Annotated in this window: 20 protein-coding genes; 13 read left to right on the top strand and 7 right to left on the bottom strand. The window is 65.9% G+C overall.

Annotated features, from left to right (window positions below; translation table 11 throughout):
- Positions 1 to 93: 93 nt before the first annotated feature.
- From EV641_RS17390 to EV641_RS17370, 5 genes are all read left to right on the top strand, one after another.
- Positions 94 to 1,776 (top strand): class I adenylate-forming enzyme family protein, encoded by a 1,683-nt coding sequence (locus EV641_RS17390; RefSeq protein WP_132473331.1) that lies wholly within the window; start codon positions 94 to 96, stop codon positions 1,774 to 1,776.
- A gap of 90 nt (positions 1,777 to 1,866) precedes the next feature.
- Positions 1,867 to 2,628, top strand: a complete 762-nt coding sequence (gene echA20, locus EV641_RS17385) for a (7aS)-7a-methyl-1,5-dioxo-2,3,5,6,7,7a-hexahydro-1H-indene-carboxyl-CoA hydrolase (RefSeq protein WP_054714948.1) — start codon at positions 1,867 to 1,869, stop codon at positions 2,626 to 2,628.
- Between the two features lie 27 nt (positions 2,629 to 2,655).
- The gene (gene ipdA / locus EV641_RS17380; RefSeq protein ID WP_132473329.1) at positions 2,656 to 3,540 is read left to right on the top strand and encodes a cholesterol ring-cleaving hydrolase subunit IpdA; all 885 of its coding nucleotides are present in this window, start codon (positions 2,656 to 2,658) and stop codon (positions 3,538 to 3,540) included.
- Complete coding sequence (locus EV641_RS17375) at positions 3,537 to 4,295, top strand: CoA-transferase (protein ID WP_132473327.1); 759 nt, start codon at positions 3,537 to 3,539, stop codon at positions 4,293 to 4,295. Before ipdA ends, EV641_RS17375 begins: the two co-directional genes overlap by 4 nt.
- Positions 4,292 to 5,371, top strand: coding sequence for a nitronate monooxygenase (locus tag EV641_RS17370; RefSeq protein WP_054714945.1), 1,080 nt, complete (start codon positions 4,292 to 4,294; stop codon positions 5,369 to 5,371). Before EV641_RS17375 ends, EV641_RS17370 begins: the two co-directional genes overlap by 4 nt.
- A gap of 107 nt (positions 5,372 to 5,478) precedes the next feature.
- Here EV641_RS17370 and EV641_RS17365 read toward each other — a convergent pair whose 3' ends face one another.
- The gene (locus EV641_RS17365; RefSeq protein ID WP_054714940.1) at positions 5,479 to 6,051 is read right to left on the bottom strand and encodes a TetR/AcrR family transcriptional regulator; all 573 of its coding nucleotides are present in this window, start codon (positions 6,049 to 6,051) and stop codon (positions 5,479 to 5,481) included.
- Positions 6,052 to 6,164: 113 nt separating this feature from the next.
- On the opposite strand from EV641_RS17365, the gene EV641_RS17360 reads away from it, so the two are divergent.
- Together EV641_RS17360 and EV641_RS17355 are read left to right on the top strand one after the other, a co-directional pair.
- Positions 6,165 to 7,727 (top strand): ABC transporter substrate-binding protein, encoded by a 1,563-nt coding sequence (locus EV641_RS17360; RefSeq protein WP_132473325.1) that lies wholly within the window; start codon positions 6,165 to 6,167, stop codon positions 7,725 to 7,727.
- Positions 7,728 to 7,768: 41 nt separating this feature from the next.
- Positions 7,769 to 9,349 carry an ABC transporter substrate-binding protein gene (locus EV641_RS17355; RefSeq protein ID WP_132473323.1) on the top strand — a complete coding sequence of 527 codons (1,581 nt, stop codon included), beginning with the start codon at positions 7,769 to 7,771 and terminating at the stop codon, positions 9,347 to 9,349.
- Between the two features lie 89 nt (positions 9,350 to 9,438).
- Here EV641_RS17355 and EV641_RS17350 read toward each other — a convergent pair whose 3' ends face one another.
- Entirely contained in the window at positions 9,439 to 10,182 is a 744-nt protein-coding gene (locus tag EV641_RS17350; RefSeq protein WP_132473426.1) for a class I SAM-dependent methyltransferase, read from the bottom strand.
- 144 nt (positions 10,183 to 10,326) lie between these two features.
- On the opposite strand from EV641_RS17350, the gene EV641_RS17345 reads away from it, so the two are divergent.
- Positions 10,327 to 12,318 (top strand): CocE/NonD family hydrolase, encoded by a 1,992-nt coding sequence (locus tag EV641_RS17345; RefSeq protein WP_132473321.1) that lies wholly within the window; start codon positions 10,327 to 10,329, stop codon positions 12,316 to 12,318.
- A gap of 47 nt (positions 12,319 to 12,365) precedes the next feature.
- Here the strand turns inward: EV641_RS17345 and EV641_RS17340 are convergent, their stop codons facing one another.
- The 5 genes from EV641_RS17340 to EV641_RS17320 form a co-directional block, all read right to left on the bottom strand.
- Positions 12,366 to 12,635 (bottom strand): DUF2277 domain-containing protein, encoded by a 270-nt coding sequence (locus tag EV641_RS17340; protein ID WP_054718315.1) that lies wholly within the window; start codon positions 12,633 to 12,635, stop codon positions 12,366 to 12,368.
- A 124-nt stretch (positions 12,636 to 12,759) separates the two neighbouring features.
- Positions 12,760 to 13,908, bottom strand: a complete 1,149-nt coding sequence (locus EV641_RS17335; protein ID WP_054718312.1) for an acetyl-CoA C-acetyltransferase — start codon at positions 13,906 to 13,908, stop codon at positions 12,760 to 12,762.
- 9 nt (positions 13,909 to 13,917) lie between these two features.
- A complete protein-coding gene (locus EV641_RS17330; RefSeq protein ID WP_054718309.1) occupies positions 13,918 to 14,526 on the bottom strand; it encodes a TetR/AcrR family transcriptional regulator in 609 nt (202 codons plus the stop codon).
- 39 nt (positions 14,527 to 14,565) lie between these two features.
- Entirely contained in the window at positions 14,566 to 15,366 is an 801-nt protein-coding gene (locus EV641_RS17325) for an SDR family oxidoreductase (RefSeq protein WP_132473319.1), read from the bottom strand.
- Positions 15,363 to 16,571 (bottom strand): acyl-CoA dehydrogenase family protein, encoded by a 1,209-nt coding sequence (locus EV641_RS17320; protein ID WP_132473317.1) that lies wholly within the window; start codon positions 16,569 to 16,571, stop codon positions 15,363 to 15,365. Before EV641_RS17320 ends, EV641_RS17325 begins: the two co-directional genes overlap by 4 nt.
- A 44-nt stretch (positions 16,572 to 16,615) precedes the next feature.
- Here EV641_RS17320 and EV641_RS17315 point away from each other — a divergent pair, with 44 nt between their 5' ends.
- Genes EV641_RS17315 through EV641_RS17295 form a run of 5 tightly spaced genes read left to right on the top strand, consistent with a single transcriptional unit; the run spans position 16,616 to position 22,206 of the window.
- On the top strand, positions 16,616 to 18,163 hold the full coding sequence (locus EV641_RS17315; protein ID WP_132473315.1) for a FadD3 family acyl-CoA ligase: 1,548 nt from the start codon (positions 16,616 to 16,618) through the stop codon (positions 18,161 to 18,163).
- On the top strand, positions 18,160 to 19,029 hold the full coding sequence (locus EV641_RS17310) for an enoyl-CoA hydratase (RefSeq protein ID WP_132473313.1): 870 nt from the start codon (positions 18,160 to 18,162) through the stop codon (positions 19,027 to 19,029). Before EV641_RS17315 ends, EV641_RS17310 begins: the two co-directional genes overlap by 4 nt.
- Entirely contained in the window at positions 19,029 to 20,189 is a 1,161-nt protein-coding gene (locus EV641_RS17305; RefSeq protein ID WP_132473311.1) for an acyl-CoA dehydrogenase family protein, read from the top strand. Before EV641_RS17310 ends, EV641_RS17305 begins: the two co-directional genes overlap by 1 nt.
- On the top strand, positions 20,186 to 21,160 hold the full coding sequence (locus tag EV641_RS17300) for an acyl-CoA dehydrogenase (protein WP_132473309.1): 975 nt from the start codon (positions 20,186 to 20,188) through the stop codon (positions 21,158 to 21,160). Before EV641_RS17305 ends, EV641_RS17300 begins: the two co-directional genes overlap by 4 nt.
- On the top strand, positions 21,157 to 22,206 hold the full coding sequence (locus tag EV641_RS17295; protein WP_132473308.1) for an acyl-CoA dehydrogenase family protein: 1,050 nt from the start codon (positions 21,157 to 21,159) through the stop codon (positions 22,204 to 22,206). The genes EV641_RS17300 and EV641_RS17295 overlap by 4 nt, the downstream gene beginning before the upstream one ends.
- The last annotated feature ends 17 nt before the right edge of the window (positions 22,207 to 22,223 follow it).

Raw genomic sequence — 22,223 nt, 5'->3', positions numbered from 1 at the left:
CCATCTCACTCACCGGTACATTCGAAGGTCGTGGTCCGGAGCGTGAGAGCCTTTCGCGACACACAAGCGCCGTCGGAGGAGGGGAGAGCACTTGTGACCGTCCCGTCGGATCCGCGGCCGTTCCTGGAACAGCTGATTTCTCGTCTCACGGGCCGAGGCGGGCCCTTCGAGATCGTCATGGGCGAGGTGCTGGGCACCGAGATGCCGGTGATGAAGAACCGTGGGCAGGCCGTCACCGACCTGCTGTCGCAGTCGCTCGTGTGGGGAGACCGAGAATATCTCGTCACGTCGGAGCGCAGAATCACGTTCGCACAGCACGCGCGCGACGCCTACGCGCTCGCTGCGGCGCTACGCGAACGCTATGGGGTTTCGGTCGGTGACCGAGTCGCGATCCTGTCGGCGAATCGGCCCGAATGGGTCACCGCCTTCTGGGCGACGCAGGCGCTGGGTGCGATCAGTGTGGGGATCAACGCGTGGTGGGTTCGGCCGGAGATCGAGTTCGGCATCCGGTATTCGCGTCCGCGGGTGGTGTTCGTGGACGAACAACGTGCCGAAACCATTGCCGCCATGGGCGCGAGCGACGCGATCGTCCTCACCATCGAGGATGACATGCCGCGGTTGATCGGGGAGTTCGCCGGCGCCCAGCCTCCCCCGCCGAGGGTCGATGAGGATGATCCGGCTGTGCTTCTGTTCACCTCCGGCACGAGCGGTGAGCCCAAAGGTGCGTTGCATTCGCAGCGGAATCTGCTGGCGGTGGCCGACTATCACCGCTATTCCGACGCCATCACCGCTGCCTGGACCGGAGGGCAGTACGCACACGGTGTCCCGTCGGACACCCGCCACCTGCTCACCTCCTCCCTGTGCCACATCACAAGCCTGCACAACACCGTGGTGCCCCGCCTCGCGACCGGCAGCACCGTCGTCATGAACCAGGGCTGGCTCGGAATCCGTCCCGTGCTGGAACTGATCGAAAGCGAAGAGGTCACCCACTGGAACGCCGTGCCGTCGATGGCGGCGCGGATGCTCGAAATCGACGATCTCGACCAGTACGACCTCACTTCACTGATCGGGTTCACGTTGTCCTCGGAACCGTCGACCCCCGAGTTCAAACAGCGGATCCGCGAGAAATTGCCCTTCGGCAGCCATGCCGTGGTCGACAGTTACACGATCACGGAATGCAGTACCTCTATCACCGCCGCAACTGCCGCGTCACTCGACCGGTATCCGGGCACCGTCGGCGAGCCGGTGATCACGGTGAGCCTCGAGATCCGCGACCAACATGGAGGATGGCTCCCCGACGGCCGGCCCGGCGAGGTCTGCGTGCGAAGCCCGTTCGTGATGCTCGGGTACTGGGACGACGACGAGGCCACCGCGGAGACGATCACCGCCGACCGATGGTTGCGGACGGGCGACTACGGCGTCGTCGAGGGCGGTCGGCTACGACTCCTGGGGCGGCGGGCCGACCTCATCGAACAGAACGGGGAGTCGATCTACCCCTCAGAGGTCGAGCGAGTCCTCGGAGATCACCCTGCGGTACGTGAGTGCCTGGTCAGCGGCGTGTCGCACCCCGAATGGGGGCAGGAGGTGTGCGCGGTCGTCGTCCTGAATCCCGGTTCGTGTGCCACCAGGGAAGAACTGACGGCCTACGTTGCCGATCATCTCGCCTATTTCAAAGTACCCACCCGTTGGCGGCTCACGCGGGATCTGCTGCCTCGCAACACCACAGGAAAGATCGTCCGACGCCGCTTTCCCGGGGACGACCTGCCCGGGTCCTGACGCGCAATTCGATGTCGCTGTGCCTCTGAACAGGCATGTGCTAACTTACCAAGCAATCGCTTGGTTCGGTACCGACGTTAGGAAAATGCCATGGGCATCACCTCCACCTCCGACGGCGCAGGGATCACCACGGTCACCGTCGACTTCCCGCCCGTGAACGCACTCCCCTCCGCCGCGTGGTTCGAGCTGGCCGACGCCATCGTGGCCGCCGGCAAGGACATGAGCACGCACGTGGTCGTCCTGCGCGCCGAGGGCCGCGGCTTCAACGCCGGCGTCGACATCAAGGAAATGCAGGCCACCGAAGGATTCGATGCGCTCATCGCAGCCAATCACGGCTGTGCAGCTGCATTCGCCGCGGTGTACGACTGCGAGGTCCCCGTCGTCGTCGCCGTCAACGGCTTCTGCGTCGGAGGCGGCATCGGGCTCGTGGGCAACGCCGATGTGATCGTCGCATCCGACGACGCGGTATTCGGGCTTCCCGAGGTCGACCGCGGTGCGCTCGGCGCCGCAACCCACCTCTCGCGCCTAGTCCCGCAGCACCTGATGCGCACCCTGTACTACACGGCGCAGAATGTCACGGCCCAGCAGCTCGAGCATTTCGGATCCGTCTACAAGGTGGTTCCGCGCGACGAACTCGACGCCGCCGCACTCGAAGTCGCCGGGATGATCGCCGCTAAGGACACGCGCGTCATCCGCCGCGCCAAGGAAGCGATCAATCGGATCGATCCGGTCGACGTGAAAACCGCCTACCGCATCGAGCAGGGCTTCACCTTCGAACTGAACCTCGCCGGTGTCGCCGACGAGCACCGCGACGAGTTCGTCGCCACCGGCAAGCCCCGAAGCAACCACTGAGCAGTACGAGAAGGAGCTTGAACACTCATGCGTGACAAGAGGATGTCGCTCGACGAGGTTGTCGGCGAATTGCGCAGCGGAATGACCATCGGCCTCGGTGGCTGGGGGTCGCGCCGCAAGCCCATGGCGTTCGTCCGCGCGATACTGCGTTCGGACATCAAGGACCTGACCGTCGTCACCTACGGCGGGCCCGACCTGGGTCTGCTGTGCTCCGCCGGCAAGGTCAAGAAGGCGTACTACGGCTTCGTGTCGCTCGACTCGGCACCGTTCTACGACCCGTGGTTCGCCAAGGCCCGCACCTCCGGCGAACTCGTCGCCCGCGAGATGGACGAGGGCATGGTCAAGTGCGGCCTCGAGGCCGCGGCAGCGCGCCTGCCGTTCCTGCCCATCCGCGCCGGACTCGGCTCCGATGTGCAGACTTTCTGGGGCGACGAACTGCAGACCGTCACCTCGCCCTACGCCGACGAATCCGGCAAGCGCGAAACTCTGATCGCGATGCCCGCGCTGAACCTGGACGCCTCGTTCGTGCACCTGAACATCGGCGACAAGCACGGCAACGCCGGCTACCAGGGCGTCGACCCCTACTTCGACGATCTCTACTGCATGGCCGCCGAGAAGCGGTACGTCTCCGTGGAAAAGGTCGTCGAGACCGAGCAGCTGGTCAAGGAAGTTCCGCTGCAGCAGCTGCTGCTCAACCGTCTGATGGTCGACGGTGTCGTCGAGGCACCGAACGGCGCCCACTTCACCCTCGCCGGCGACTCGTACGGCCGCGACGAGAAGTTCCAGCGCCACTACGCCGAGGCGGCGAAGACCCCCGAATCGTGGCAGGCCTTCGTCGACCGCTTCCTCTCCGGATCCGAAGAGGACTACCAGGCCGCCGTCAAGAAGTTCGCAGAGGAGCAGCAGGCATGACCACCACCGAAACCGTGACCCGCGCCGAGTACTGTGCGATCGCCTGTGCCGAGATCTTCTCCGGTGCAGGGGAAATCGTCGCCAGCCCGATGGCTACGCTCCCGCAGATCGGCGCGCGACTGGCCAAGCTCACCACCGAACCCGACCTCGTGATCACCGACGGTGAAGCCCTGATCCTCGCCGAAGTGCCCGCACTCGGCGCGAAGGCCCCGGTCGAGGGCTGGATGCCGTTCCGGAAGGTGTTCGACGTCGTCGCATCCGGTCGCCGCCACGTGGTGATGGGCGCCAACCAGATCGATCGCTACGGCAACCAGAACCTCTCGGCGTTCGGTCCGCTGGAGAAGCCGACACGTCAGATGTTCGGTGTCCGCGGGGCACCCGGCAACACCATCAACCACGCCACCAGTTACTGGGTGGGCAAGCACTCGACCCGCGTCTTCACCGACACCGTCGATGTCGTGTGCGGTGTGGGATACGACAAGATCGACCCCGAGAACCCGGCGTTCCGCTTCCTGAGTATTCCCCGGGTGGTCACCAACCTCGGCGTGTTCGACTTCGAGGGACCGAACCACGCGTTCCGCGCCGTGTCGCTGCATCCGGGTGTCGACGCCGACACCGTCGCCGCGAACACATCGTTCGAGGTCGCCGGTCTCGCCGAGGCAGGTGTAACCCGTGAGCCCACCGCGGAGGAGCTGCGGCTGATCCGCGAGGTCATCGACCCGAAGAGCCTGCGTGACCGCGAGGTCTCGCTGTGAGTCAGGTCCTGCGTACTCCGCTGACCGAACTCGTCGGCATCGAGCACCCCATCGTCCAGACGGGTATGGGGTGGGTGTCGGGTCCGCGCCTGACCGCAGCGACGTCGAATGCCGGCGGTCTGGGCATCCTTGCATCCGCGACGATGACGTACCCGGAACTCGAAGCGGCCGTGGCGAAGACGAAGTCGCTGACCGACAAGCCGTTCGGCGTGAACATGCGTGCCGATGCGTCGGATGCAGGTGAGCGTATCGATTTGCTGATCCGCGAGAAGGTCAAGGTCGCGTCGTTCGCCCTGGCTCCCAAGAAGGAACTCATCGCGAAGCTCAAGGATCACGGCATCGTCGTGGTCCCGTCGATCGGCGCCGCCAAGCATGCGGTCAAGGTCGCATCGTGGGGTGCGGACGCAGTGATCGTGCAGGGAGGTGAGGGCGGTGGTCACACCGGCCCCGTCGCCACCACGTTGCTGCTGCCCAGCGTGCTCGACGCCGTCGACATCCCCGTCATCGCCGCAGGTGGATTCTTCGACGGTCGTGGCCTGGCCGCGGCACTGTCGTACGGTGCCGCCGGCGTCGCGATGGGCACCCGCTTCCTGCTCACCAGTGACAGCGCGGTCCCCGACTCGGTCAAGCAGCAGTACCTCGCTCGCGGACTGCAGGACACCACCGTCTCCCTCAAGGTCGACGGGATGCCCCACCGTGTGCTCAACACCGAGCTGGTGAACAGCCTCGAGAAGTCCAGCTACGCCAAGGGACTCGTCGCGGCCGCGCGGAACGCGACGAAGTTCAAGTCCATGACCGGCATGAAGTGGTCCACGCTCGTCAAGGACGGACTCGCCATGAAGAAGGCGAGCGACCGCACCTGGCAGCAGATCATCATGGCGGCCAACACACCCATGTTACTCAAAGCCGGTCTCGTCGAAGGCAATACCGAGGCCGGCGTGCTCGCCTCAGGTCAGGTCGTGGGCATGGTCGACGATCTGCCGAGCTGTGCTGAGTTGATCGACCGGATCATGACCGATGCCGTCGCTCGCATCGACGCACTCGGTGCGCTGCGGGACTCCAAGCACGTCGCCTGACGAAGCTCGCAGACCTGATGTAAAGCTCGCAGCCCTGGTGGTCATCCACCAGGGCTGCGAGCTTTACAATTCCCCTTCTTACTTCGTTCGATGCCCGCCCTCCGCTGTCACGGTCTCAGCATTCGCAGGATCATCTCCACCGTCCGCGAGACCGGGTCGGGCCGGGAGTCCGTGATCGGCACGACGATGCGCGTCCAGACCGCACTGAGGAGCATGTCGAACACATCGTGGGGATCGACCGTCGGATCGACGGTGCCGGGTGGGGCAGCTTCCAGGATCGCGAAGAACTGGGGGCGCACCGACACCCGCTGATAGGCCGCGTCGCGACCGGCATCGGACCGGCGATACGCCAGCAGAGGACCCGCCGCCGCACGTGTCGCCGGATCACTGAACGTGCTGGTGTACGCGCGGATGAAGCGATGCAGATCCTCTCGAAGATCCCCGGTCGGGTCCACCTGCAACGGACTCTCCATGGGGAAGGCGGCATCCTCGATCAACTCGATCCGCGACGACCACCTGCGATAGATCGCCGATGCGTGCACACCCGACCGCACCGCCACGGCCTGGATCGTCGTCGCCTCGAATCCTTGCTCGGCGAGCAGTTCGCGCGCGGCGGCAAGTGCCCGTTCATCGATGCTCGTGTCGCGCGGTCTGCCCGGACGACGGGACGTGTCCGCCATGTAGGAGATCGTACCCAGTTCGACTTTTCCAGGAGGTGGTCTTCTATATCTCGTCCGATCTTGCTAACTTCTCTCCTCAGGACTTGTGACACACCCCACAATGAGGGAGATCGATGATCCGGCGCACTCTGACCACCGTCGTTGCGGCATGTTCGGTGCTACTGCTCGTGGGGGCCTGCGGCGCCCCCGCCTCCGGCGGCTCCTCGGACGAACCGGTCGGCGATCCCGTCTCCGGGGGCTCGGCCACCATGATCCAGATTCGCGAACCGGTGTCGCTCGACCCGGCCACGTTGAGCAACAACTGGGTCGGCCAGAGCCTCCTCGGAAACGCGCTCTTCGGAACGCTGATGATCGACAATCCCGAAACCCTCGAGATCGAATACCAGATGGCGACAGACTTCTCGACCGCCGACGGAGGCAACACGTTCACCCTCGAGCTGCAGCCGGGCCTGACCTTCACCGACGGGACTCCCCTCGATGCCGAAGCAGTGCACCTCAACTGGTCGCGTATCGCCGACCCCGACATGGGCTCGAGCTCTCTTCCGCAGGCCTCCCAGATCTCCGCAACGGAGGTGGTCGACGACACCACGCTGAAGGTCGTCATGGCCAACCCGAACCCGATGTTCGCCTACTCGATCACGAACAGCACGCTGAACTGGATCGCCTCCCCCGCTGCCTTGGAGAAGGGCCGGGACGCCTTCAACAACGCCCCGGTCGGCGCAGGCCCGTTCACTCTCACCGAGTGGCGCCGACAGGACCGCATGGAGTTCACGCGCAACCCCGACTACTGGGATGCACCCCGGCCGTACCTCGACAGCATCACCCTCCTCAATGTCCCCGACGGAAGCCAGCGGGTGAACATGCTCGCATCGGGCGGCGCCGATCTCGCGTCGGAAACCAGCTGGACGGCCCTTGCCAGAGCTGAAGATGCCGGGCTCGGCACCGAACTCGCACCCGTCGGCGGTGGGCAATACTTCGCGATGAACACCCGACGTGCCCCATTCGACGACCCCCGTGCACGTCGCGCCGTCTCGATGGCACTGGACCTCGACGACATCAACGTCGCCGCGTTCGAAGGCACCGGCGACGTCCCGGAAACCCTGTTCCCCGAGTCATCGCCGTTCTACAAGGACATTCCGTTGGCTGAGAACAACCCCGAAGAGGCACAGCGTCTGTTCGACGAACTCGCCGCAGAAGGAAAACCCGTCAACTTCACATTCCTTGCAACGACATTGCCGGAGACCAAGGCGACCGCGGAAGTCACCCAGGCACAACTGGCCGCATACGACAACGTGAACATGAACGTCGAGGCCGTCGATTTCGCCGCGTTCATTCCGCGCAACATCGCCCGCGACTACGACATGATGATCTCGTCGGCAAATATCCAGGAACCGGATTCCACCTTGTGGAACGCCTTCCACTCACGATCGATGGGCAACGTCACCGGCATCTCCGATCCCGAACTCGACGCAGCTCTCGATGCCGGCCGAGTGGGCACGACACCCGAGGAACGCGATGCCGCCTACGAGATCGTGCAGAAACGGCTCAACGAGGTCGCCCCGGCCGTCTGGTACACACGGGCAGCTCCGGCGGTCATGACCACCGACAACATTCACGGTATCCGCATGTACTCGCTCGGCTCCCCGATCCCCGCGGAAATGTGGGTCACGGGTTAACGACACACCCAGGCTCCGCTATCTGAAAGATAGGTACATCCATGTTCGGATGGGTTGTCCGGCACAGAAATCCGACCACTGCGCTCGTCGCCGTCTGCGCGGCGGCACTGCTCCTGACGGCGTGCGGGTCGGGCACCGACCCCGCCACGTCCGTGGGATCCGACGGTGAGCCGGTGTCCGGCGGTGTCGCACGTGTCATCCAGGTGCGCGAACCGCTGTCGCTCGACCCCGCGATCCTCGCCAACAACTGGGTCGGCCAGGGCCTGCTGGGCAATGCTCTGTACGGGACGCTCATGATCGACGACCCCCACACGCTCGAACTCGAGTATCGGATGGCCGAGGATTTCGCCACGTCCGACGGCGGTGCCACATTCCTGCTCACCCTGCGACCCGATCTCATGTTCACGGACGGAACACCGCTCGACGCCGAAGCCGTGAAGGCCAACTGGGATCGCATTCTCGATCCGTCGCTCGGATCCGGTTCGCTGACACTGGCGTCGCAGATCGCGTCGACCGAGGTCGTGGACGACGCGACATTGAAGGTCATCCTGGTCGCGCCCAACCCGAAGTTCGGGAATTCGATCACCTCGAGCGCGCTCAACTGGATAGCGTCCCCCACCGCGCTGGGTAAGGGGACCGACGCCTTCAACGCAGATCCCGTCGGCGCAGGCCCGTTCACACTGACCGAGTGGACGCGCCAGGATCGTATGAAGCTCGAACGCAACCCCGACTACTGGGATGCGCCACGCCCCTATCTCGACTCCCTCGAACTCCGTGCCGTCAGCGACGCGAACCAGCGCGTCAACATGATGGTCAGCGGTGGCGCCGATCTGGCGTCCGAATCCAGCTGGGCAGCACTGGCAAAGGCCGATCAGGCGGGCCTGGTCACCGACGCCGTACCCGTCGGCGGCGGACAGTACCTGGTCATGAACACCCGACGTGCCCCGTTCGACGACCCGCGAGCCCGGGAGGCGGTGAGCGCGGCGGTGAATCTCGACGACATCAACACCGCCGTATTCGAGGGACACGGCGAGGTTCCCGACACACTGTTCCCGGAGTCCTCACCTTTCCATGCGGACATCCCCCTCCGGCAGGATGATCCCGAGCGGGCGCAGCAACTCTTCGACGAGCTGGCCGCGGAGGGAAAGCCCGTCGAATTCACCTTCACCGCAACCTCGCTCGTCGAGATCAGATCCGTCGCCGAGAGTCTTCAGGCGCAGCTCGCCGCCTACGACAACGTCGACGTCCAGGTGGAGGTGCTCGACATCGCGGGATACATGCCTCGTACCGCAGCCCGTGACTTCGACATGATCATCTGGGCCGCGGACAGTCCCGAACCCGACACCACGTTGTGGAACGCCTTCCATTCCACGTCGTCGGGAAATCACACCGGCATCTCCGACCCCGAATTGGACGCCGCCCTCGACGCCGGTCGCACGGGCACCTCGGGCGAGGAACGCGTGGCCGCCTATCGCACGGTGCAGGAACGGCTCGCCGAGCTCGAACCGGGGATCTGGTACATCCGATCCGCACCGTCGGTGATCAGTAGTCAGAATCTCCACGGCGTGCAGATTTACGCGCTCGGATCTGCACTGCCCGACGGGATGTGGCTCACTCCTTAGAAGTTTCTTGCCTCGGGGCAAGGTTTCCTCCACTTGTCGGGGTTCCCGTTGGTTCAGAACCAACGGGAACCCGCACGACAGGAGGAAAGTCAGACGATCCCGAGTCGCATGTTGATCGGCCACACAACCTCCCGCGTTGCTGCAGGATCACCCCACAGTTCCGTCAGGTCGGCTGCAAAGGAGTCCAGGACCTCGGACTTGCCCGCCTCCACGACCTTTCGGACCGCCGACCACGTCGAGATATAGCCCAGCATGCCGTTCAGATCCCACTGTTTGCGGATTTGCATCGGTGGAGCCGGGCGCTCCTCGAACGGAAAGTCGATGTCGGCGTACCCGCTGTCGACGAGGTTGCGTTCCTCCGGCCAGTACGGGCCGATCTCGGTCCGGTAGAAGTGCTGGAACCGATCGTCGAGATCGGCGGCGAGGTGCATCACCCCGTAGCTGACCAACGCCAGAACAGCATCATCGACCGCGATCCGCCGTACCTCGTTGTAGAACGCCGGACGGTCGAACCAGTGCGCGGCCTGCGCAGCAGTGATCAGGCCGGCCCTCCGCTTCGGCACGGGAAGATTCTCGGCGGGCGCCTGAACGTAGCGGACCCTGCCATGGAGCCTGGCGTTCGCGATCTGATCGGCACTGGGATCGACTCCGATCACGGCATCGAAATGGGATGCGAGCTGCACCGTCAGCTGGCCGTTTCCACATCCGACATCGACCGCGAGATCGGTCGTCGGAGCAAGGGACGCGAGGACCTCCGCGAGCTCCGCCGGATACTCGGGACGAAACTGCGCGTAAGCCTGACCACCACGATCGAACCAGTTCTTTCCCACCATCACGCTGCGAAAGATACCTCAGTGATAATCCACAAATCGGTACACCGACGCGTGCACATCGTTGACCTGGGAATTACCGACGGTTAACGTTGCCGAAAGCTGTTACTGGCGGTACGGGGGGAATACAAGGTGAGAAGACGCTTCATGAGTGCTGTCGTCCTGGCAGCGGCGAGCGCGACCGCGGTCGCGCTCGCACCGCCGGCCGCTGCCGATCCGTCGGGTGGAGCCGACGCAGCCGGGTGGCAGGAAGTAGTCGATGCGCCCGACGCCTATCCGAACACCGCAGTCGAGTGGGACGTTCCGATCACCCTCAGCGACGGAACGATCCTCCGCGCGAACGTGTTCCGCCCAGCCAAGGCAGACGGGACACCGGTCGGCGAGCAGACCCCAGTGGTTCTCAACCTCACGCCGTACACCAAACTCCTGTCGACGCTCGCGTCCGTCGCGATGGAGGACCCCACGCTCCAACCGCTCGTAGAAGACCTCGGGACCGTCCTGAATCTCGACGTCCCGTTCGACGGAATCACAGAACTTGCCGCACCCGCGGCACAGCTCGGACGCGTCTTCGGCCTCAACCGCGACCTCGTGCAGAACGGCTACACCCAGGTGATCGTCGACGTCCGCGGTACGGGCTTCTCCCAGGGTCAGTGGGACGTGCTCGGACCTCGCGAACAACAGGACACCGTCGAGGTCATCGACTGGGTCGCGGCGCAGCCGTGGTCCAACGGCCGCATCGGCACTACCGGCGTGTCGTATTCGGCGATCAATCAGATCCAGGCCGCAGGACACCGGCCCGCCGAACTCGACGCGGTATTCGCGGTCGAACCCGGCAACGACCTCCTCCGCGACATCGTCGGCACCGGCGGTGCGATCGGCGTCGGATTCATGCCGGCGTGGCTCGGCCTCGTCAACGGACTCAAATGGGTACCCGACGTCGAAGCGCTGTTGCAGGGCAGATTCGATGCGCAATGGCTCCGCGACCGCATGGCCGATCCGTTCACCAAGATCCCCGAACTCGTCGAAGCGCTCACCGCACCGACGATCGAGGGCGTCTCCCCCGATGCCCTCGAAGTCGCGCAGGACGGCTCGTTCTACCAGGAACGACAAGCCGATCTCGACGCCGTCGAAGTACCCACCTTCGTGTTCGGCAACTGGCACGACATCTTCGCCAACAGCGAGCCCGAGATCTACAACTCGATTCCGGTGTCCCCCGGCAACAAGCAGCTTGTGATGGGCGACGGGTACCACGCCGTGCTCGGCGAAGGCTTCGGCACACCCGGTCACCCGCCGACGATGGTGGCGTTACAGCGCGCCTGGTTCGACCACTGGCTCAAGGACATCGACAACGGCATCACCGGGTACGGGCCGGTGACGCTTCTGCAGCAAGGCGGCGGCTGGACCACCACCGACCAATTCCCGCGCACAGGTGTCGGGTACCAGCGGATGTATCTGTCGACGGCATCGAGCGGCAGCGCCGCGCACGCGGTCCACGACGGAAGCCTGCAGCCGACCCCGCCGGATACATCGGCACGCCTCACTGTCGCGCCCGGTCTGCGCGGGGTGTGTTCGAGGGAGGCCGCGCAGGGCACCGCGGGTATCGCAGTTCTCCTCGGATCGAATTGCACGAAGGACGCGCGCTTCAACGAGGCGGAAGGCCTGACCTTCACGTCCGAGCCAGTGTCAGAGCCGACTGCGCTGTCCGGACCGATCAATCTGCATCTGAACACCGTGCTCGACAACCCGGACGGCTTCTGGTCGGTGTCGATCAACGATGTTGCCCCCGATGGCCGCTCCACGGTGCTGTCGACCGGATCCCTGGTTGCTTCTTTGCGCGCAATCGACGATTCGAAGAGCACGTTCACCGAGTCGGGCGACTACGCGCAGGCCCACCCGTACCTCACGCTCGACACACACCAACCGGTCGTGCCCGGTCAGCCCACCCGCCTCGACATCAGCATGATTCCCACCGACGCGATTCTGCAGCCCGGTCACCGCATCCGGCTCGACGTGTACGCGTCGAGCATTCCGCGATCGCTGCCGCTCGGCCCGATGCTGCACGACAGCAAGCTTGCTCCCCAACACGTCGAACTCGATCCGTCCACGCCCAGCTACGTGACGCTCCCCGTCGTGCGATGAGGTCTGGGATGGCATCGAAGGTCGGCGCGCCCGCTTACAGAAGAACGTCAGCCGCGCGCCGCGATCCTCGCCTGGACTTCGGGACGACGTAGAGGTGGCACGGTCGGTGGGGGTTGTCGTCGCTCGGGTAGGAGGTCGAGCAGTCTGGTGGTCGTCGCGGTGACCTCCGCGACGGCCTGCTCGAACGGCTCGCGGGTGGCATCGGACAGTTTATGAATTCCGCTGACCTTGCGGACGTATTGCCGAGCGGCCGCCTCGATTTCCTCGGCGGTCGCTACCGGCTCGAGCCCGCGAAGCTCCGTGATGTTCCGGCACATACATTCGAGGGTAGACCTCGTCGTCGCACCGGCCCAGAGAAAACGCGCGCCCGTCCGCTCCCCGCGGCTGCGATTGCAGCCGCGGGAAACTGACGGGCGCGCGAGTAGTGTCGAGCAGCCGAACTCAGAGGCGCTCGATGATGGTCACGTTGGCGGTGCCGCCACCCTCGCAGATGGTGAGCAGGCCGTAACGGCCCCCGGTGCGCTCGAGCTCGTTGAGCAGGGTCGCCATGAGCTTGGTGCCGGTCGCGCCGAGCGGGTGGCCGAGCGCGATCGCGCCACCGTTGACATTGACCTTGGCCGGGTCGGCGCCGATCTCCTTGATCCACGCGAGCACGACGGGCGCGAACGCCTCGTTGATCTCGATCAGGTCGATGTCGTCGATGGTCAGGCCGGTCTTGGCGAGCGCGTGCTGGGTGGCCGGGATCGGTGCGCTCAACATGAAGATCGGGTCGTCGCCGCGGGCACTCATGTGGTGGATCCGCGCGCGAGGCTTCAGACCGTGCTTCTGCACTGCTTCGTCCGAGGCGAGCAGCAGTGCGCTGGCGCCATCGGAGATCTGGCTGGCGACGGCCGCGGTGAGGCGTCCGCCGTCGACGAGGACGTTGAGCCCGGCCATCTTCTCGAGGCTGGTCTCACGCGGCCCCTCGTCGGTGGTGAACTCACCGACCGGGACGATCTCGTTCTCGAAGCGCCCGTCGGCGATGGCAGCCTTGGCCCGCTCGTGGCTCTGCAATGCCCACTTCTCGAGGTCCTCGCGGCTGATATCCCACTTGTCGGCGATCATCTCGGCGCCGCGGAACTGCGACACCTCCTCGTTGCCGTAGCGCTCGGTCCAGCCCGTCGACTCGGCGGTCGGGGTGCTGAAGCCGTACTGCTGGCCGACGATCATCGCGGCGGAGATCGGGATCTGGCTCATATTCTGCACGCCGCCGGCAACGATGAGGTCGGCCGTGCCGGACAGGATCGCCTGCGCGCCGAACTGGATGGCCTGCTGGCTCGAGCCGCACTGGCGGTCGACGGTCACACCCGGCACATGCTGCGGCAGGCCCGCGGCCAGCCACGACATACGCGCAATGTTGCCGGCCTGGCCACCGATCGCATCGACACAGCCGAAGATGACGTCGTCGACGTCCGACGGATCGATGCCGGTGCGCTCGACGACGGCCTTGATGACGTGCGAGCCGAGGTCGATCGGGTGCACGGGAGCCAGGCTGCCGTTCTTCTTACCGATCGGAGTGCGGATCGCATCGACGATGTACGCCTCGGTCATTGTTGCTCCTTATGCGGGGTTCGGGTTCGACAGTCCATCGAGAACGATGGAAAGGTACTGCTGCGCAACTTGTTCGACACTGAGCGCTCCGCCCGGCCGATACCAGCGCACCGCGACCCACACCGTGTCGCGGAGAAAACGGAAGACGACGTCGACGTCCACGTCGGGCCGGAATGAGCCTTCGGAGATTCCACGCTCGAGCACCCCCGACCACAGTGCGCGGAACTCGGTGTTGAGCTCGGCGATGTAGGAGAACCTGTCGCCGTCGAGGTGCTTGGCCTCGTCCTGGTAGATCGCGACCGCGGCATGCGATCGGTCGATCGATTCGTAGGACGTGGTGACGAGCGCTTCGAGCGTCGCGCGGGGGTCGAGGCCGGCAGCCACGATCTTGCGGTACCGATCGAACAGGTCGTCGAGGAAACCTCGCAGGATCTCGTCGACCATCGACTCCTTCGAGTCGAAGTGGTGGTAGAGGCTGCCCGAGAGGATCCCCGCGGCGTCGGCGATGTCCCGGACCGTGGTGGCGCGGACACCGCGTGACGCGAAGAGGTCGGCCGCGATGTGGAGCAGTTCGGCGCGGCGGCCGGTCTTCGCTGAGTCGTCGCGAGGTGGGGTCATGGAAGGAAAGCCTTTCGAACTTCTGGCCCTGTCGAACTATTAGGCCCGCTGCGAGGAGATCGACACGATCTCACCGGTCAGATAGGTGGTGTAGTCGCTCGCCAGCATCGCAATCGTCGCCGCAATCTCCCACACCTCCGCCGCACGACCGTACGCTTCGTCGGAGGCCAGCTTGTCGAGCAGTTCCTCGCTGGTGACCTTCGCGAGGAAGGCGTGGCGCGCGATGGACGGGGCGACAGCGTTGATCCGCACTCCGTACTCCGCGGCCTCGATCGCCGAGCAGCGGGTGAGGGCCATGACACCGGCCTTCGCGGCGGCGTAGTGCGCCTGCGAATGCTGGGCACGCCACCCGAGGACGGAGGCGTTGTTGACGAGGACGCCGCCGTGGCCGGCTGACCTGAAGTAGCGCAGCGCAGCGCGCGTCGCACGGAAGGTGCTGGTGAGGGTGACGTCGAGGACGCGATCCCACTGCTCGTCGGTCATGTCGACGACGGGGGTCTCACCTCCGAGACCGGCATTGTTGATCAGCGTGTCGATGCGGCCGAGTTTCTCGGCAGCACCGGCGATGAGCGCGTCGACCTGCTCGGTGGACGACACATCGCACACGATGGAGTGCACCTGCTGCTCGGGGAACTCCGCGGCGAGCTTGTCTGCGGCTTCCCCGAGGCGACGCTCGTGGAAGTCGGAGACTAGCACGTCGGCGCCCTCGAGCAGGGCACGTCGGGCGGACGAGAAGCCGATGCCCGTCCCGGCGGCCGCGGTGACGACGACCTTCTTGCCGGTGAGCAATCCGTGGCCCGGGGTTTCTACCGGGGGAACCGACAGGGGTGAGGTGGTCATGCGCGTGCCTCTCGGGGTAGGCCGAGCACCCGCTCGGCGATGACGTTGCGTTGGACCTCGTTGGATCCGCCGTAGATGGTGTCGGCGCGGGTGAACAGGAACAGCCGCTGCCATTCGGCGAGCTCGAGGTGTTCCGGGTCGGTGATGTTCGACGGTGTGCCCGCATGATCGTGGTCGGGTCCGATCAGCGACGCGGCACCCTGCGCCTCCATCGCGAGGACTCCGAGGTCGCGGTGCCAGTTGGCCCACAGCAGCTTGGCCACCGAGGCCTGGCCGGGGTCGGCGTCACCGAGCGTGCGGAGCGCGTGGGCGCGCATCACCCGCAGCCCGACGCGGGCGCGGGCGATCTTCTCGCGAATGTTGGGGTCGTCGAGGGATCCGTTGGCCCGCGCGAGGTCGACGACACCGTCGAGTTCCCTGGCGAACCCGATCTGCTGGCCGAGCGTGGAGACGCCGCGTTCGAAGGTCAGCAGACCCATCGCGACCTTCCACCCGGCGCCCGGTTCACCGACGACGAGGCTCGCGTCGGTCACCGCATCATCGAAGAAGACCTCATTGAACTCGGAGGTGCCGGTGAGCTGCTGGATCGGCCGGACGGTGACGCCGGGCTGGTCGAGCGGAACGAGCAGGAAACTCAGGCCCTTGTGGCGAGTCGAGCCAGGTTCGGTGCGCGCGATCACGAACGCCCACTGCGCGACGTGCGCGAGGGATGTCCACACCTTCTGACCGTTGATGACCCACTTGCCGTCCTCGAGCCGCGCCGTGGTCGAGACGTTGGCGAGGTCGGATCCGGCGCCCGGCTCGGAGTAACCCTGGGCCCACAGTTCGGTGACGTTGCGGATGCCGGGAAGGAAGCGCTGCTTCTGCTCCTCGGTCCCGAACGCGATGAGGGTGGGGCCGAGCAGTTCTTCACCGAGGTGGTTCACACGGGCGGGCGCGTCGGCCTTCGCGTACTCGGTGTGGAAGGTGACTCTCTCCTCCATGGTGGCACCACGTCCGCCGTATTCGGTGGGCCAGCCGATGCAGGTCCACCCGGCCTCGGCGAGGTGGCGATCCCACGCGAGTCGTTGTTCGAAGAACTCGTGCTCGCTGCCGGGCCCGCCCTTGCCCCTGAGCGCAGCGAATTCGCCGGTCAGGTTCTCGTCGAGCCACGCCCGCACGGTGGCCGCGTACTCGGTATTTTCCAGGCTCTCGCTCTCTTGCACGTCTGTACGATAACCTACCAAGCAATTGCTAGGTAGGGAGCTCAGTGAACACACATCCGAGAACCACGCCGGCCGCCCTCGCCGACGCCGCCGACAACCGGCCGGACCGGCTCGCGATCGCCGACGGCGACACTCGACTGACCTTTGCACAACTGCACGCGTACGTACGGGACTTCGCTGCAGCGCTCGTCGCCCGTGGCCTCGAACCCGGTGCGCGCGTCGCGATCTGGTCGCCGAACACGTACCACTGGGAAATCGCAGCTCTCGGTGTGCACTGGGCGGGTGGCGTCGTCGTTCCCATCAACACCCGCTACACCGGCAGCGAAGCGGCCGACATCGTCGAACGCGTGAATGCCGCCGCGCTCGTCGTGGTGGGCGACTTCCTCGGCGCCGATCGCTACGCGCAGTTCTGCGAGGCCGCGCCGGATCTCACCGTCCCCACCGTCGTGCGGGTCCCGGTGAGCGGGAACGACACTCCTGCTCAGGGAGTCCTCGACTGGGACGACTTCCTCTCGGCTGCCACCGACGCCTACCGCACCGAGGCCGACGCCCGCGCCGCAGCCGTCGGACCGGACGACATCGCCGACATCCTGTTCACCTCCGGCACCACGGGTAAGAGCAAAGGCGTACTCAGCGCTCAGCGGCAGACCATCGGAGTCGCGCAGGCGTGGACCGAGTGCGCGGAACTGACCGCCGACGACAATTATCTGATCATCAACCCGTTCTTCCACACTTTCGGATACAAGGCCGGGATCGTGGCCGCCCTGCTTGCCGGCGCCACCGTGATCCCGATGGCGGTGTTCGACGTGGAGAAAGTCATGGCGATGGTCTCGGCCGAACGCATCAGCGTGCTTCCCGGCGCACCCACGATCTATCAGAACATCCTCGATCACCCCCGGCGCAGCGACTTCGACCTGAGCAACCTTCGCCTCGCCGTCACCGGGGCGGCACCCGTCCCTGTCTCGCTCGTCGAACGCATGCAGAACGAGCTCAACTTCGACGCGGTGATCACCGCCTACGGTCAGACCGAAGCCGTGGTCGCGACGATGTGCCGCACCGACGACGACCCCGTCACCGTGTCGAACTCGTCCGGGCGCGCGACCGCCGACTTCGAGGTACGCATCGGCGAGAAGGACGAGATCCTGCTGCGCGGCCCGAATGTGATGCTCGGCTACCTCGACGACCCCGAAGCGACGGCGAAGACGATCGACGCCGACGGCTGGCTCCACACCGGCGATGTCGGCACCCTCGACGAGCGCGGATATCTGGACATCACCGACCGGCTCAAGGACATGTACATCAGCAACGGCTTCAACGTCTATCCTGCCGAGGTCGAGGCGGCGCTGCTGTCGATGCCCGGCGTGCACGAAGTCGCGGTGATCGGCGTCCCCGACGAACGCATGGGTGAGGTCGGCCGGGCGTTCGTGGTCCCGCTGGACGGAAGCTCGCCGACCGAAGACGACGTGATCGCGTATTCCAAAGAAAAGCTGGCCAACTTCAAACGGCCGAGGTCGGTGCGATTCGTCGATCACCTACCCCGCAATCCATCCGGCAAGGTTCTGAAGAACGTTCTGCGTGAGGAGAAGTCATGACCGTCCCATTCGAGCCCGATGTCGTCACCTACGAGGTGCGTGACGGCGTTGCCATCGTGACACTGAACCGGCCGGACTACCGGAACGCGCAGAACTCGGTGATGACCTACGCCCTCGACGCCGCCTTCGAGAAGGCCACCTCGGACGACGAGGTGAAGGTGATCGTGCTCGCCGGCAACGGCAAGCACTTCTCCGCCGGCCACGACCTCGGCACCCCCGGTCGCGATCACCACGTGCACTACGACAACAAGGCCGTCATGTGGTGGGACCACGTCGACAAGCCGGGCGGCGACCAGCGGTATGCCCGCGAGATGGAGGTCTACCTCGGGATGTGCCGCCGCTGGCGGGAGATCCCCAAGCCGACCATCGCCATGGTCCAGGGCGCCTGCATCGCCGGCGGCCTCATGCTCGCGTGGGTGTGCGATCTCATCGTCGCGTCCGACGACGCGTTCTTCTCCGATCCTGTGGTGCGCATGGGCATTCCGGGTGTCGAGTACTTCGCACACCCGTGGATCCTGGGCACCCGGTTCGCGAAGGAGATCCTCTACACCGGCGACCGGTTCACCGCGCAGCGAGCCTACGAGGTGGGCATGGTCAGCCGCGTCGTGACGCGCGACGACCTCGAGACCGAGACGCTCGCGCTGGCCGGACGCATCGCCGAGATGCCGCGCTTCGGCCTGGCCCTGACCAAGCGCGCTGTGAACCAGTGCGAGGACCAGATGGGCATGCGCAACGGCATGGAGTCGGTCTTCGGTCTGCATCACTTCGCGCACTCGTACAACGCCGAGGTCGGCACCGACTCCCTCGGCGGCATGGATGCCAAGTCGATGGCGGCAAGCGCACGTCCGGCCGAGGGGGGCAAGTAGTGGATCTCGAACTGGACGCCGCCACCATCGCCTTCCGCGACGAGGTGCGGGCGTTCCTCGCGGAGAACGTCCCGAAGACCCCACTGAAGTCGATGGACACCGCAGAGGGCTTCGAAGAGCACCGGCAGTGGGAAGCACTTCTCGCCGACGCGCGCTTGTCGGTCGTCTCGTGGCCCGAATCGCTCGGGGGCCGCGACGCGACGCTCGAACAGTGGGTCGTGTTCGAAGAGGAGTACTACCGCTCGGGCGCACCCGGTCGGGTGAGCCAGAACGGCATCTTCCTGCTCGCCCCCACCCTGTTCGAGCACGCGAAGCCCGAGCAGCTCGAACGCATCATGCCGCGCATGGCCCGCGCCGACGACATCTGGGCACAGGCCTGGTCGGAACCCGAATCGGGCAGCGACCTCGCGTCGCTGCGCTCGACCGCCACCAAGGTCGACGGCGGCTGGCTGCTCAACGGGCAGAAGACGTGGAGCTCGCGGGCATCGTTCGCCGACATGGGCTTCGGTCTGTTCCGCTCCGACCCGGAGGCGCAGCGCCACAAGGGCATCACGTACTTCATGTTCGATCTGCGCGCCGACGGTGTCACCGTCCGCCCGATCGATCAGCTCGACGGCGAACCCGGCTTCGCGGAGATCTTCCTCGAGAACGTCTTCGTCCCCGACGACCCGTCGAATCCCGCCGAATCCGGTGTGATCGGTGAGGTCAACGCAGGATGGCGTGTCGCGATGAGCACCGCGTCGAACGAGCGTGGTCTGTCGCTGCGTGCGCCCGGACGGTTCCTCGCCACCACCGACCGTCTGCTGGCGCAGTACTCGCAGTCGCCGCTCCACGGCGACACGGCGCTCCGGAACAAGGTCGCCGACGCGTGGATCGGTGTTCGCGCCTACGAACTGTCGACGTGGAGCACGGTCACCCGCCTCACCAATGGCGGACAGCTCGGCGCCGAATCGTCGATCAACAAGGTCTTCTGGTCGGAGTGGGACATCGCGACCCACGAGACCGCCCTCGACCTGCAGGGCGCGCACGCCGAGGTCGTCGACGACTGGACCGACGGCTACCTGTTCTCGCTGTCGGGCCCGATCTACGCCGGCACCAACGAAATCCAGAAGAACGTCATCGCCGAGCGGTTGCTCGGCCTCCCGAAGGGCGACCGATGAGATTCGCACTCGATGAGTCCCACGAGGACTTCGCGTCGAGCATCGACGCGCTCCTCACCAAGTCCGACATGCCCGCCGTCATCCGCGCATGGAACACCGGCGACACCGAACCCGGCCTGACGGTGTGGCAGCGCCTCGCCGAGACCGGTGTCAACGGCCTGCTCGTCTCCGAGGAGCACGACGGTCTCGGTGCCGATGCCGTCGATCTCGTCGTCGCGCTCGAGCAGCTCGGGCGTCACGCGGTTCCGGGCCCGGTCGTCGAAACCGTCGCGGTTGCCCCCGCACTGCTGGCAGCGGTCGCTCCCGAACGTCTCGCGGCTCTGGCTTCCGGGTCGCTCGCGACGGTTGCTGCGGCTCCGCACACGCCGTTCGCGGTCGACGCCGATTCCGTCGACCTCGTCCTGAACGTCGACGGAGACACCGTTTCCGTGGCCACCGCGGGCGAGCAACACTCGTCGGTGGATCTCGCGCGCCGTCTGTTCGAGGTGTCGTCCGCCGAGACCCTGGGGTCCACCTCGTTCGACGCCGCCTTCGACCTGGGCGCCCTCGCAACCGCCGCACAGTTGCAGGGCCTCGGCCGGACGCTGCTCGACACCTCCGTCGAATACGTGCAGCAGCGTAAGCAGTTCGGCCGCGTCATCGGTTCGTTCCAGGCGATCAAGCACCACCTCGCCGAGGTCGCTGTGGCACTCGAGATGGCGCGTCCGCTGCTGCACGGCGCTGCGCTCGCGGTGCGTGACGGTCTGCCGACCGCGTCGCGCGACGTGTCGGCCGCCAAGGTTGCGTGCGGCGACGCCGCCTACCTCGCGGCACGGACGGCACTGCAGGTGCACGGCGCGATCGGATACACCCAGGAGTACGACCTGTCGCTGTGGATCACCAAGACACGCGCACTCGTCACAGCGTGGGGCACACCCGATTTCCACCGCTCACGTGTGGTCGCGGCTCTCGAGAGCGGAGTGGCGTCGTGACGTTCGAAACCGAGGACCGCGCGGCATTGCGGGAGTCGGTGCGCAGCCTACTGGCGAAGCACTCCGACTCCGCTGCGGTCCGCAAGGCGATCGCCTCCCCCGATGGCTACGACCCGGATCTGTGGTCGCGGCTCGTCGAGCAGGTGGGGGTCGCGGCGCTCGCGATTCCCGAGGAGTTCGACGGTGTGGGTGCGTCGTGGGCCGAAACCCACGTCGTGCTCGAAGAACTCGGCCGCACGCTGACTCCGTCTCCGTTCCTCGGGTCGGCCGTGCTCGCCGCGCAGACGGTGTTGCTGTCCGGCGACACCGACGCCGCATCCCGACTGTTGCCGAGTATCGCGGCCGGCGAGATCGTCGCGGTGTGCTGGGCGTCGGAAGCAGGCTGGAATCGGCCCGGTGTGGTCGCCGACGGCGACGTGCTCACCGGCGCAGCCCACTACGTCCTCGGCGGCGACGTCGCCACCACGCTGCTCGTGATCGCTGCCGACGGTGACGCGACAGCGCTGTTCGAGGTGGATCCGGCAGCCGACGGGGTAGTCCGTCGCAGGGTTCCGACGATGGACCCCACCCGCACGCTGGCGGAAGTGTCGTTCTCCGCTGTGTCCGCGCGCCGGTTGTCGTCGACCGACGACCTGGTGGAGCGACTCCGGACGGCCGCGGTGATCGCGGTCTCGGCCGAGCAGGTGGGCGCTGCGCAGGCCACACTGGACCTGACGGTCGAATACACAAAGAACCGCAAGCAGTTCGGGCGTGTCATCGGCTCCTTCCAGGCGCTCAAGCACCGCATGGCCGACATGTATGCGCTCGTGGAGACCGCGCGGTCGATGTCGTACGCGGCGGCGCTGTCGCAGGATCCGCAGGATGCGTACGCGGCGAAGATCTACTGTTCGGAAGCATTCCAGCAGGTTGCGGCCGAGGCGGTGCAGTTGCACGGTGGCATTGCGATCACGTGGGAGCACGACACGCAGTTGTTCTTCAAGCGTGCGCACGGCACCGCGCAGTTGTTCGGGCAGCCGCGCGAATATCTGCTCGCAGTCTCTGCCTGAGCTGCGCTAACCTCCGG

It is taken from the genome of Rhodococcus sp. SMB37 (genome assembly GCF_004345605.1).
Lineage (GTDB): Bacteria > Actinomycetota > Actinomycetes > Mycobacteriales > Mycobacteriaceae > Rhodococcus.
The sequence above is the reverse complement of the archived record's forward strand: the minus strand, read 5'-3'. Positions and strand labels throughout refer to the sequence as shown.

Bases quoted from the DNA above. Each gene is read 5' to 3' on its own strand.
- echA20 (WP_054714948.1), top strand. From the start codon at position 1,867: ATGGGCATCACCTCCACCTCCGACGGCGCAGGGATCACCACGGTCACC.
- ipdA (WP_132473329.1), top strand. From the start codon at position 2,656: ATGCGTGACAAGAGGATGTCGCTCGACGAGGTTGTCGGCGAATTGCGC.
- EV641_RS17375 (WP_132473327.1), top strand. From the start codon at position 3,537: ATGACCACCACCGAAACCGTGACCCGCGCCGAGTACTGTGCGATCGCC.
- EV641_RS17365 (WP_054714940.1), bottom strand. From the start codon at position 6,051: ATGGCGGACACGTCCCGTCGTCCGGGCAGACCGCGCGACACGAGCATC.
- EV641_RS17360 (WP_132473325.1), top strand. From the start codon at position 6,165: ATGATCCGGCGCACTCTGACCACCGTCGTTGCGGCATGTTCGGTGCTA.
- EV641_RS17355 (WP_132473323.1), top strand. From the start codon at position 7,769: ATGTTCGGATGGGTTGTCCGGCACAGAAATCCGACCACTGCGCTCGTC.
- EV641_RS17350 (WP_132473426.1), bottom strand. From the start codon at position 10,182: ATGGTGGGAAAGAACTGGTTCGATCGTGGTGGTCAGGCTTACGCGCAG.
- EV641_RS17345 (WP_132473321.1), top strand. From the start codon at position 10,327: ATGAGTGCTGTCGTCCTGGCAGCGGCGAGCGCGACCGCGGTCGCGCTC.
- EV641_RS17340 (WP_054718315.1), bottom strand. From the start codon at position 12,635: ATGTGCCGGAACATCACGGAGCTTCGCGGGCTCGAGCCGGTAGCGACC.
- EV641_RS17335 (WP_054718312.1), bottom strand. From the start codon at position 13,908: ATGACCGAGGCGTACATCGTCGATGCGATCCGCACTCCGATCGGTAAG.
- EV641_RS17330 (WP_054718309.1), bottom strand. From the start codon at position 14,526: ATGACCCCACCTCGCGACGACTCAGCGAAGACCGGCCGCCGCGCCGAA.
- EV641_RS17325 (WP_132473319.1), bottom strand. From the start codon at position 15,366: ATGACCACCTCACCCCTGTCGGTTCCCCCGGTAGAAACCCCGGGCCAC.
- EV641_RS17310 (WP_132473313.1), top strand. From the start codon at position 18,160: ATGACCGTCCCATTCGAGCCCGATGTCGTCACCTACGAGGTGCGTGAC.
- EV641_RS17300 (WP_132473309.1), top strand. From the start codon at position 20,186: ATGAGATTCGCACTCGATGAGTCCCACGAGGACTTCGCGTCGAGCATC.